The 11,900-nt window shown below is 66.6% G+C and carries 7 protein-coding genes and 2 pseudogenes; 1 reads left to right on the top strand and 8 read right to left on the bottom strand.

All coding sequences use genetic code 11. From position 1 onward, the window contains the following. Positions 1-58: 58 nt before the first annotated feature. The 8 genes and pseudogenes from E2651_RS34165 to E2651_RS34135 form a co-directional block, all read right to left on the bottom strand. Complete coding sequence (locus tag E2651_RS34165; RefSeq protein ID WP_135335141.1) at positions 59-1,285, bottom strand: arginine deiminase; 1,227 nt, start codon at positions 1,283-1,285, stop codon at positions 59-61. Between the two features lie 66 nt (positions 1,286-1,351). Further along, on the bottom strand, positions 1,352-2,047 hold the full coding sequence (locus tag E2651_RS34160) for an IclR family transcriptional regulator C-terminal domain-containing protein (protein WP_245239400.1): 696 nt from the start codon (positions 2,045-2,047) through the stop codon (positions 1,352-1,354). Positions 2,048-2,879: 832 nt separating this feature from the next. Beyond that, complete coding sequence (locus E2651_RS34155) at positions 2,880-3,485, bottom strand: sigma-70 family RNA polymerase sigma factor (protein WP_167828975.1); 606 nt, start codon at positions 3,483-3,485, stop codon at positions 2,880-2,882. A 1,550-nt stretch (positions 3,486-5,035) separates the two neighbouring features. Then, positions 5,036-5,518 (bottom strand): annotated as a pseudogene (locus E2651_RS45645) (hypothetical protein); the annotation flags it as partial. A 348-nt stretch (positions 5,519-5,866) separates the two neighbouring features. After that, positions 5,867-6,352, bottom strand: a pseudogene (locus E2651_RS45640) (sigma-70 family RNA polymerase sigma factor); the annotation flags it as partial. Positions 6,353-6,949: 597 nt separating this feature from the next. Continuing rightward, positions 6,950-8,908 (bottom strand): recombinase family protein, encoded by a 1,959-nt coding sequence (locus E2651_RS34145; protein ID WP_135335138.1) that lies wholly within the window; start codon positions 8,906-8,908, stop codon positions 6,950-6,952. Positions 8,909-9,246: 338 nt separating this feature from the next. Continuing rightward, complete coding sequence (locus E2651_RS34140; RefSeq protein WP_135335137.1) at positions 9,247-9,690, bottom strand: ATP-binding protein; 444 nt, start codon at positions 9,688-9,690, stop codon at positions 9,247-9,249. A gap of 98 nt (positions 9,691-9,788) precedes the next feature. Then, positions 9,789-10,529 (bottom strand): GntR family transcriptional regulator, encoded by a 741-nt coding sequence (locus E2651_RS34135; protein ID WP_135335136.1) that lies wholly within the window; start codon positions 10,527-10,529, stop codon positions 9,789-9,791. Between the two features lie 81 nt (positions 10,530-10,610). On the opposite strand from E2651_RS34135, the gene E2651_RS34130 reads away from it, so the two are divergent. After that, positions 10,611-11,702, top strand: coding sequence for a DUF1152 domain-containing protein (locus tag E2651_RS34130; RefSeq protein WP_135335135.1), 1,092 nt, complete (start codon positions 10,611-10,613; stop codon positions 11,700-11,702). Positions 11,703-11,900 lie beyond the last annotated feature (198 nt).

Genomic DNA, 11,900 nt, shown 5'->3' with positions numbered 1-11,900 from the left:
GGTCTATGCGGGGGTCTATGCGGGGGTCTATGCGGGGGTCTATATCCCCCCATCCCCCTCAGTCGACGGGATCCCGCTCCACCGGGCAACTCATGCACCGGGGCCCGCCCCGGCCCCGGCCGAGCTCGCTCCCCCGGATCTCGATGACCTCGATGCCCTCCTTGCGCAGATAGGTGTTCGTGGTCGAGTTCCGCTCGTACGCGACCACGACGCCCGGCTCGACCGCGAGGACGTTGCAGCCGTCGTCCCACTGCTCGCGCTCGGCCGCGTGCACGTCCTGGGTGGCGGTGAGCACCCGGATCCGGCTCAGCCCGATGGCCGCCGCGATCGCCCGGTGCATGTGCTCGGGCGGGTGGTCGGTGACCTTCAGCTCGCGTCCGTCGACGCCCGGCTCGATGGTGTACGAGCGGAGCATGCCGAGCCCCGCGTACTGCGTGAAGGTGTCGCCGTCGACCATCGTCATCACCGTGTCGAGATGCATGAACGCGCGCCGCTTCGGCATGTCGAGCGCCACGATCGTCTGCGCCGAACCCGCGGCGAACAGTTTGTGCGCGAGCATCTCGACGGCCTGCGGGGTGGTGCGCTCACTCATCCCGATGAGCACCGCGCCCCGGCCGATCACCAGGACGTCGCCGCCCTCGATGGTGGAGGGGTAGTCCGACTGCCCCTGGGACCAGATGTGGAAGTCCTCGGCGCGGAACAGCGGGTGGTACTGGTAGATCGCCTCGAAGTGCACGGTCTCGCGCTGCCGGGCCGGCAGGCGCATCGCGTTGATGGAGACGCCGTCGTGGATCCAGGCCGAAGTGTCGCGCGTGAAGAGGTGGTTGGGGAGCGGGCCGAGCAGGAAGTCGTCCAGGTCCATGCAGTGGAAGCGCACGGACGTCGGCTCCGGATGCCGCTCGAGGAACTCCCGCTTGGTCATCCCGCCGACCAGCGCCTCGACAAGATCGGCGGACGGCATCGTCTCGAACGCGGCCCGCAGATGGTCGGTGGCGAGCGGCCCGTACTCCTTCTCGTCGAAGACCCGGTCGAGGACCAGGAGACGGGCCGCGGGAACGTCCAAGGCCTCGGTGAGCAGGTCACCGAAGAGGTGGACGGTCACCCCGCGGTCCCGCAGCACATCCGCGAATCCGTCGTGCTCCTGGCGGGCTCTGCGGACCCACAGGACGTCGTCGAAGAGCAACGCGTCCTTGTTGGTGGGGGTGAGCCGCTTCAGCTCCAGATCAGGGCGGTGCAGTATCACGCGGCGCAGCCGCCCGGCCTCGGAGTCGACACGGAAGGTCATGAACTCAGCCTGCCACGACGGGACGGCATCCGGCGCGGGTATCGGCGCGAGCGCGCGTGACCAGGGTCAAATCTCCAGGTGCAGCAGCAGAGTTGGCGCTCGCAGGCTGAGGGTTTGGGCCGCGCTGCGCAGACGGTGGGCGTGCTCGACGGGCAATGACAGAGCCAGGCAGCCGATGGCCGTGCCACCGGAGAGGGGCACGGCTGCGCATACGGTTCCGATGGCGTATTCCTGCAAGCTCAGGACTGGGGCGTCGTCGGCCTGCCGGCCTTCGAGCACGGAGAGGAGGCGCCGCTCATGGGCGATGGTCCTGGAAGTGAGGCGGACAGGTTTGTGCCGGGACAGATGGTCCATGCGTCCCTCGTGGTCGAGTTGACCGAGCAGGCATTTCCCCAGGGCGGTGGCATGTGCGGCTTCCCGGAAGTCCACCCATTCGTTCACCCGCGGGGTCTGTGGGCCATCGGCGCAGTCGGCGACGTCGACCTCTCCATCGACATATCTGCCCAGATAGACGGCCGCCCCAAGTTCCGCACGCAATTCATCGAGGGCTCGACGCGATCGGGAACTTTGATCGTTCTCTTCTTTCAGAGGTGGGATTCGGTACTCGGCGGCAGTGACGTAGCGGCCGTCGGAGACCGAGAGATGCCCTTCGTGGCACAGCAGCGCCAGCGTCTCTTGAAGAAGAAGCGGATCAGACAGGTTCACCTCACGGGAGATCTGTGCGCGCGTCAGTCCGTCTGGATTTCGGGCGACGGCCTGCAGTAGGGCTAGGGCTGGGGCGTGGTGCGATGGGCGAGAAGGTGCCTCGAGTGTGGTCGCGCGCGCTCTTGAGAGCTGTCGCTCTGCAGGGGGCAGAGCCGACGCGTACCGAGGCGAAGCCGATGGCTGCGCGGCGGGCAACGGATCGTCATGCGCGTACTGGGGCCGAGAGGACCTGGGCAGGGTTGCGGATGTGAGGGCCGCGCGGACTTCTGCGTAGAACAGGCTGTCCTGCGGGCGGTGCGGGGATCCCTGCATAGAGCCCTCCGGATCCGGCAGATCCGGCGGTTCCGCCAGACCCGGCGGTTCCACCAGATCCGGTAGATCCGATAGATCCGGTAGATCCGGTAGATCCGGTAGATCCGGTAGATCCGGTAGATCCGGCACTGTGACCGCACACGCACCCGCTTCAGTCCCCCGTCGGTGAGTGCGGAGCAGATACTGCGCGTCACCGTGCCCGAACTGCGAGGACTCCTCAAGGAGTTCCCACCAGAGGGCGGGCAGATCCTCCGGCGTCGTCGCCTGATCGACGTCGCGCAGTACGGTGACCGCCGCTCGAAATGCCGCGCCGGGGTGCTCGTGTGTTCTGGCACGGTCGAAGCAACTCCGGGCCAGGGACAGGTCACCACGGAGCAATGCCTTGGACCCCAGTCGGTATGCCGAGTTGGCGTCCCTGCGTGCCTCGATCTCGTGTACTTCCCGGCCGTGGGCAGTGTTGCTGTCGAGTCCCCAGTCCCCACGGGGCCGGTCCCAAAAATCGTCGGGGCCGCTCAGAGAGTCCAGAAGAACGGTCAACGTCTCCATGGCGTCGCTGTGACGACCGTGGCTGCCACCATCACTGCCCCTCACATCGCTCACCCCTCTCTCCTTCCCTGCGCCGCCGCTCCTTCAGGTACTCCTGTCGACTGTGACGCTGCACGCTGTCCATGGCCTGGATCTCGGCGACCGCGCGGCATCTCTGCACAGATACCTGGGCTTTGGGCACTTGAAGGTACGCCGAGATGGCTTCATCCTCCATGCCCTGGCTTTGGAGATCGACGACGGTCCGGCGCTGTGTAGGACGCATCTCGGCGATCGCTGGTCTGATGACGTCATGGAGGACTTCGGCATAGTCCGGATCATCCGGTTGCGGAATCGGGGCGTCGCACGCGTCTTGTAGTCGGTGAAGCGTCTCGTCCGAGGCCGGCTGTTCCGAAACGCCACGCAGGATGTCGATGGCAAGCCGTTTCGCCGTCTGCCACAAGTACGGATACATGTCGGTGTCGGGCTTGAGCCGATTCTCGTGGCAAGCACGTGCGGTGCGCAGGAACGCTTCCTGGGCCAGATCCTCCGCCGAACCCGACAGGAGAGGGAATGTACGCCGGATCATCCGCTCGGTCTTCTGCAGGTACCTCTCGTAGCAGTCCAGGAGCGCCCTGCTCTGTTCCCCGTCGAACTGCAACGGGGTGTCATCTGGAGTGGACGGACCTGTGTTCACCACAGCTTGGATTCCACCATGCCCGGGTGGTCAGGGGGTTGCGGAGCCGATCGCCAGACCCACACCGTACCGCCGTGGACGTCCTGATATCGCACTGCCGTTGAAGGAGGCAGGCCTCGCGCCAGTTCGACAACGGCTGTCGCACTCGGGAGCGATTCCCTCCTGGACCTCTCGCAGCCACAGGGCACATCTCGGCGGCCCGGGCCGGCCGGACGAAAGTGTCGCAGCGCAGCGACCAGCGCACGAACCGCGCATACTCCTGCCGGCACATATCCGGCGAACTCCAGGGGCGTCATCCGGCGCTCCTCGATCTTCCGATGGGTGGCGCTGCCGCGCCCTCACTCCCCATACGGTCGAGCGTGCCTCGTCATTAACGCAGTCCCCTGCCGGACCTTCACTCTGCGGCGAATCGGTCACCCTGGAAACTCAGAGCGCTCAAGAACGTTCGAGAAGGCTCACCATACGAACGCAGTGCGCGCGGGCAGGCGTCGACTGGTAGTTGACGCGTTTCTGTCGGACCGGTGCGGGCCTTCTCGCGAACCCCTGACCTTCCCCCTTGGCGTGTGCATACCATCCCGATGGAAAGGGATGATCAGCGTTGTCCACCGAGGAACTCGACGGACTCGACGTCGGTGCATGGGAACTCCACGTCAAGGACTACGAGGTCCCGTACGACTGGCATGCGTCCCAGGGCCTCAAAGCGATCCTTGACGCGGAGGCCCGGGAGGAGGCGGAACGCCGGGCCAGACTGGAGGAGATGGCCAAGCAGGGGCGGCCGGAGCAGGAGGACCGCTACGCCCCCGGAGCCCGCCCGAGCCCGGACCCCGTCGCGATCGACCTCGGCTCGGACGAGATCGTCGTGCTCGTGGGCGCCTGGGTCGCAGCCCCCTACATTCAGGGCCTGGCCTCCCTCGCGGCGAACGGCACCTACCAGGCGTTCGCCGAAAAGATCCGGTCACTCTTGAGCAGACGCAAGGACCTTCCACAGAGCTCGAAATGGGATCTCCTCGTCCTGCGCACGCCCGGAGGAGAACTCACCGTAGAGATACCCGGCAACCTCCCCGAATACCAAGACCAAGACCTGACCGATGCGGATGAGCGAGGGCCAAGCGACGCTCCCTGGGGCACGCCGGGAGGCACCCTTCGAAACCCTGACATGACCGCCCCAAGGCGACGATACGTACCTGTTGGACCGGTGGCTCAGCATGGCCGGCCTAGCTCGACGACACCTCGTACGCCACGAGACTGCCCAAGTCCTGTCCCGCGGTGTATTTGCTGTCCGGGAGTTGGTGGACGTAGCCCTGGCGGATCAGCATCGACAAGGCAGCCGCCTCGACCCTGCCGAACGTCCTCAGGGAACGGGCAATCTGTGCCCGCGACACCACCCCACCCGGTGCGTGTGTGACGACTTCCAGGATCTTCCAGGCTTCCCGGGTTGCGTACTGGGCCTGCGTGTCCAGCTTCCCCAGGCTCTCGGCGCGCTGCACTTCGGCCTGTTGAGAGCGGCCGGAGCCTGTGTACGGCCAGTCGTGCGTGGAGCTGCTGGCTGCGGTTCCTGCGGCAAGCGCGGCGCCCACGCCCACCAAGCCGCGCCGGTTGAGCATGAGGTCCATTCCCGTGAACTCGGTGAGGACCGCAGCAGTCCGCTCGGGCGCCCACGGCAGTTGGTCGGGGTTGTCACTCGCTCCACCACCCAGCCGCTTTCCCACGCGCCCGTGCCGGACCAGACCAAGGTCCTCGATGGTCACGACACGTCCAAGTCGCTCGGTGAACAAGGCTGCAAGCACCCGCGGTACAGGATCACGCGGGATCTCTCCCCTGTCGATCCAACGCCGTACCCGCGAGGTGTCGGTCGCCACCTGCGGGTGACCCATGGCCGCCGCCTGCCGGTTCACGAGTCCGGCGAGTTCACCCTTGGACCAGCCGGCCAGGCGGAACAGGTCTTGCAGGCGGATGTTGGGAGTGAAGCGCTGCTGACGGGGAGGCCCGTCAGCCAACTCCAAGCGAACAACACGGCCCCACACCCGCCTCGTCCTCCGAACGCTCAGCCATCCGCCGAGAAACATCCCCGGCCTACTGCCCAGGAAGCTCCGCCAGACCCACCAGAGGATGCCGCACGCCGCCAGGAGCAACAGCCACGCGACCCCTGGCCAACGCTCCTGCAGTCCAACCAACATGGCGCGTCCCTCATCCCACCATCGGGTGGGCGATGCACCTGCTCCGTCACCGGGTTCTCGCGCCGGTTCAGTGCGTTGCACCCGACCGCCGATGGAGCGACCCGCCGCACACACAAGGGTGGCAACCACGGCAGCGACAAGGCTCGCGCGTAGCAGAACCATGCCCCGGGAGACGTGAGTGGCGACCGTCCCTGGGGATCTGTCCATCAGGGACGCAGCCTCGGCCTGGGTACAGTCCAGCGCTTTCGTCGCCCACACCGCGGTGCGCTGCGGGAGAGACAGACCGGCCAGGGCCTGCTCGATGGCACAACGGTTGGCAACCAGTGCGGCAAAGTCTGCTGACTGGACTGGGTCGAAACGCAAAGGATCAGCCGCACGACGAGCTTCCTTGCGGCCGTGATCAGCTCTCTGCCGGGCCCGATTGGCCACCTCGGTGCGGATCAACACACGCAGGTAACTGATCGGATGCTCGATGGATTCCGGATTGCGCAAGGCTTTGGCGAAGGCGTTCTGCACGACGTCCTCAGCCGATACGACCGAGTCCGGCAGACCGCGGGCAAGGAGCTCACGCTGCGCAGTGGCCGTCAGGCTGACCCGGTACTTCGCGTACAGAGCGCCCAAGACCTCGACGGTTACCGCCTCCTCCTCAGCCATTGTCGTCCTCTCGCTGTGGCTGCACGCCCCATGAGCCGCTCGGTCTTGCCAGCCGGGCCCGAATGATCTCGGCCCGGGCCAAGGACCGGTTGCGATGCGCCACGCTGTCGAGCCAGCCCTTGATCGCAGGGGCCAAAGGGGCAACCACCGACAAGAGTGCAGCAGCGAGCTCCACCGTCCAACCTCCCGTGTGGTGAGGGCCGTTTGCGCTCGGTAGGCGCGGTGGCCGTTCACAGAAGAGAGGTACGAGCGTGGCGTTCTCATGACATGCCGTCCAAGATTTCTCCATCTCGCACGTTCACGATCCGGGCGGCTGCATCGTGCGCTGCCCGGCAGGCGATCGACCAAGTCTCATTCGATGGCGTTCCATGGTCGCCGCAGGTGCCCCACCTCGTCAGGGCCGTAAGGTCGTTGGCGAAGGACGCGGACCTCTCTGCCCCCACTGGCACCCCCAAGGAAGTCGGCCAGTGCAGCGGACCTTCAGCGCCGCACTGGCCGAGCCACACGCCACCAGCTGGGAAGTACACGACCGGGAAGCCTCCATCCCTCCAGGAGTTCGAGGAAGTATGGGGACCACAGCCTCGATCACGGATTCCGTCAGCTCATGAAGCGGGTGTCGCAGGTTCGAATCCTGCCGGGGGCACGGACAGCATCCGTACGGTCTGTACGGGATGCACTGCTTGGGCAAGGGCCCGCGACCTGGTTGGTCGCGGGCCCTTGTGCGTGCCTGGGGGCTGCTGCGGCGCTGGTGATCATCTCCGCTGCGTTGCTGATCTCCGGGAGCCGGTCGGCGGGCAGCTTGACGCTGAGGGTGACGTCGTCGCTGCTGGCGTGCAGGCGGATGGTGAGCTGGGTGATCTCGTAGAGCTGTCGCTGGAGGTGCTCGGGGGCGCGGGCAAGGTTGAGTGCCAGGTACGGCAGCGCGTCGAGGAGGTCGGCGGTCTGCTCCGTCGGTGGACCGACCTCAGCGGCGTCGGCAGCGTCCAGGGCGGCGACAGCGGCGAGGACGGCCCTGCGCTGGGACTCCAGATCGTTGTATGCCTGCCGGAGGCCGCGAGTGAAGGGGTCACTTGGGTCCGCGTCCTGGGCCTGACGGAGGACGTTGCTCTGGCGGCGCGCGATGTCGTCGCGGGTGCGCTGATGACGTTCCCGCTCGGTCTCGCGCTCCTGGGCTGCGCGTACGTCTGCATTGCGTAGGTCTGCAGCCAGGAGGGCGCGGCGCTGCGGCCCGAAGACCCGATCAGCGAAGAAGGCTCCGATGGCTTCAAGGAGGTCGGCTTCGTTGATGTAGAGGGTCTTCGGATGCCCGGCGTAGACGTCCGGGCGGCCGCGGTTGTTGGCCCGGGGCCAGCATGTGTAGTAGGTCGTCCGATGCCGGTGGTTACCGAACAGGCGGCGCCCGCAGGCGCAGTGGATCATTCCGCGCAGTACGTAGGTGCGGCGCGTGGCGGGGTGCTTGTTGAGCGCGTTGCCATCACGCGACCCGCGCTTGGCCTGGCGGCGGACGGCCAGCTCGTCGAACATCCACTTCGGGATCAGTGGCTCGTGCACAGGTTCCAGCGACCACACCCACAGCTGGGGATCATTAACCGCTCCGCGCCGGGAACGCGTAGCACGGCGGTTGAAGACCTGATAGCCGGTGTACTTCGGATTGCGCAGCAGATCGCAGACGGTGGACTTACTCCAAGCCCCGCGCGCCCGCGCGCTGCCACCGGGCGGAGTGGGCGGCGGATACCTGTCCGGGTCGGCGTTAAGCCGATCCACGATCGTGGAGTATCCGATGCCCTCGTGATAGCGCCACAGCGCAATCTGCGTGACCGTCTCCGCCCTCGCCCCGTCCGGCTCCAGCCTGCTCTTGGTCGCGCCTCTCGCGGCCTTGGCCGGGTTGGGGTGGCGGTAGGCCTTCGCCCTGTAGCCGTAGGGCGGCTTCCCGATGTTCCAGCCTTCGCGTACGTGGGTGCAGAGCCCGCCCCACGAGGTCTCCAGCGCATTGAAGACCTCGTACTCGGCAACGGACTGATTGATCCGCCGCTGCAAGATCTGCTGAGCACGCCCGCCGTCGAGCTTGATCGGCTCGTTCCAGGCGAACAGGGGCACTCCGGCGCGCTCCAACTCCCGCTCCACGGAGAGGTTCTCGTACATGCGGCGGGCAACGCGGGAGGTGCTCTCACAGATGACGGCGTCGAAGCGACGGTCGGGGCGGGCGGCCTCAGCGAGCAGGTCGACGATGCCGCCGTCGCGAGCGATAGGAATCCCGAACCGCACGAAGTCCTTACCCCGACTCCGCTCGCTGAGCTCTTTGCGCCCCGACTCGACATCGTAGAAATGGCAGACGACAGCCCAGGCTTCGGGAAGCGCGGACTTGCACCGTTCCCATTGCCGGAGGAGCGACTGCCGCGGATCCTGCTGATCCTCCGTCGAGGTGCGCCCCACCCATGCCACCCTCACTTCACCGTGGAGCAGGGCGAGAGGCATACCGAAGGGGGAGACGGAGAGGTCAGACAGGGCGGGCGCGGAAGGGACACCGCCGCTGCCGAGGTCCCTGATTGTCGTCATGGGGCCTCCTCATCGGAGGGTGGCCTGACCTTGCTGGAGTCGAGGACGGCCCAAGCAAGGAGGGAGTGAACTGCATCCGCCAGCTGATGGCGCAGACGGGTGCCTTCGCTGCCATCCACGCGGGCCACGTAACCGGAGTACGTGCGCTCGTGGCCGCGATCCGCAGCGGGTCGGTAGCGCCAAGGCTGCCGACCAGATTCACGATCGGGGCGTGCGGGGTTGATGTCCACGACTACTCCAGCCCAGAGAGGTGTGAGTACTACTGACACCTCAAGAGGCCGGATTCCGGACGTGCTTTCGACACGCTGCCCCGCCCGCAGTAGGCCCTTAGCAGCCTCTTAGCCGGGCTTGAATGCGCGATGCATGACGAACACAACAGCGGTCCCGCCATGACGACTTGGGCCAGACCACCACTCATCGGCCAGCGCGTCGACAAGAAGCAGGCCGCGCCCGTGAGCCTCCGTGACCCGAGGCGAGCGCAGGCGGACATGGGCGGGGCAGCCGGGATTGTGTACGTCCACGCGCAGCGCTTCACCTAAGCGGTACCAGCGGACGCGCACCCGCCAGGGCTCGTCCGCCTTCCCGTAGAGGATGGCGTTGGTGACCAACTCCGAGACCATCAGCACGCAGTCATCGATGGAGCAGTCGAGTTGGTACGGCTCGGTGAACTTCCGGAACCAGCGGCGAGCCCGCCCGACCGACTCAGGGAGGGGGTAGAGGACCATCCCGCCGAGAGGTTCGAGTAGGGCGTCGTCGCCGGAGTTACAGTCGGTGCGCGTCATTGCGCTTCCCCTTCCGGTAAGTGGCTAAGGCCACTTACCGGATAGTGGCATTGTCCACTTCGGGCCGCAAGGGTTTCCGAGGAAGCGACACCCGCCACTCACCCCAACGGGTAACCCTGCTCGAACGCCCAGCGCCCTGGCGGATATACGGCCTCCGCGAACTCCAGCGGACGGTCCTGCAGGTCGTAAACGACATGGTGAACCACCAAGACCGCAGCGGGCAGTTCGAGCCCAAGCTCGTCACCCTCTTCCTCGGTGGCCAACCGAGCGCAGACACGATCTTCGCCATAACTGCCACGACGCCCGGTGACTTCCTCGACGTACATGACCGTGCCTTCACGGATCCGCTCGGGCTCGACGAGCTTGGGCGCCCTGCGCCCCAGATCGCCCGGGAACCAGGAGGTGGAAACCTCGACGGGTCCTTCTCCCGAGTTGGTCACCCGCCGCCGCTGAACTGCCCTGCGGTCCTTGCCGAGTTCAAGCGCCTCAACCACATGATCGGGCGCCTCGGCATACCCGGCCGACGCGATGACCGCGTACTCCCCCGGCCCATAGATTCGCCCCGTCTGCCGTGCCCGCCCATAGCGCTCGCGAGCCCGCCGATGCACATGCTGATCACGTACGTACGTCCCCGAGCCCTGCCGCTTCTCGACAAACCCTTGATGCCGAAGCGCCTCCAAGGCCCGGGCGCTGGTCGGCCGGGAGACGTTCCAATCGGCAGCCAGCTGCCGCTCGGACGGCACCTCTTCACCTGGCTGCAGGTCCCCACGCAGGATCTGATCGCGAAGGAACTGGGCGATCTGTAGGTACTTGGGCAAGGCCTCAGCGATCTCGGGCACGCGACATTCCCTTCACCGACTGGCTAATACCAGTGGCCACTATAGGTGTGCGCGAGCGAGGCAGACCCCTACCCTGTTCTCGTGAAACGGCTCATTGTGGCGGCGGGAGGAGGCGGCGACGCGGTAGCGGCAGCGATGCTGCACGCCGCGCTCTACAGCGAGGACGAGACGCCGGCGCTGATCCTGACGTACTCCTGGGACCGCCTGATCGTCGACCCGGTGCCGGGCCCGCGCTCCCCTGCCGACTTCATCGGCCTGCGCCAACTCACCCCACACGTCTGGGCAGTCCCCGGCAACGCGACCTTGAAGCCACCACACGCGTCAATGCTCCCCCGCCTCGCAGCCGAGCTCTCCCACACTTTCGCCCTGATCGACCCATACGCCGGGGCAACAGGCATCACCCACCAACTCACCGAACTGATCACCCGCTTCGCCCCGGAGTCGATCGACCTCCTGGACGTCGGCGGCGACATCCTGGCCCATGGCGACGAACCCACCCTGCGCAGCCCACTGGCCGACGCCCTCACCCTGGCCGCCTGCGTCCGCGCCGAGGCGCCTGTACGCCTCCTGGTGGCGGGCCCCGGCCTGGACGGCGAGCTCCCCGCAGACCTCCTGCGCCCACGCCTCGGCCCCCGGATCGCGACCTTCACGCCCGAGCACACCCAAACCATCATCCCGGTACTCACCTGGCACCCCTCCGAGGCAACGGCTCTCCTCACGGCCGCTGCCCTGGGCGCCCGAGGCCTGTGCGAGATCCGCGACGCCGGACTCCCGGTCCCGCTCACCGCCGAAGGCCCTACCGTCCACCAGGTTGACCTGGCAGCCACGTTCGCCGCCAACCGTCTCGCCCAAGCCGTCACCGACACGACCACGCTCGACGAAGCAGAGGCACGCTGCCGCACCGTCTGCGGCACGTCCGAGATCGACTACGAACGTGCCAAGGCACAACGACGGAGCCAGCAACAGACGAACCCTGCCGTCCCGCGCGACCTTCTGACTCAGATCAAGGACTTCGAACAAGCTGCCGTCACACGAGGAACCACATACACAACCGTCCGCCGCCTCACCGAGGCCCTGGGACTCAGCAATGAAGCGCTCCAGCACCTCACCCACCTCAACACCGCGTGCGACAGCCACCTCCCGGCATCTGTATGGAAGCTTCACCGCAGGTGAGTTGCAGGATGCGCAGGCAGGACCAACACGGGCCTGACCTACGCAGAGCCCTCTCGGTAGGGGCTACCGCTCTAGGGCGCGTATCGAAAGTAGATCTTGGTGATGGGCTCGCCTTACTTCGCAGGTAATCGTCTCGGCGTGCCTGCACAGGCAGGATTGGCGATCTCTCCGCGTCGCAGGACGCGGACCAGGACGGAG

This window comes from Streptomyces sp. MZ04, assembly GCF_004684775.1.
Taxonomy (GTDB): Bacteria; Actinomycetota; Actinomycetes; order Streptomycetales; family Streptomycetaceae; genus Streptomyces.
Note: the sequence above shows the minus strand (reverse complement) of the source record. Positions and strands in the feature narration are given on the sequence as shown.

Bases quoted from the DNA above. Each gene is read 5' to 3' on its own strand.
- E2651_RS34145 (WP_135335138.1), bottom strand. From the start codon at position 8,908: ATGACGACAATCAGGGACCTCGGCAGCGGCGGTGTCCCTTCCGCGCCC.
- E2651_RS34140 (WP_135335137.1), bottom strand. From the start codon at position 9,690: ATGACGCGCACCGACTGTAACTCCGGCGACGACGCCCTACTCGAACCT.
- E2651_RS34165 (WP_135335141.1), bottom strand. From the start codon at position 1,285: ATGACCTTCCGTGTCGACTCCGAGGCCGGGCGGCTGCGCCGCGTGATA.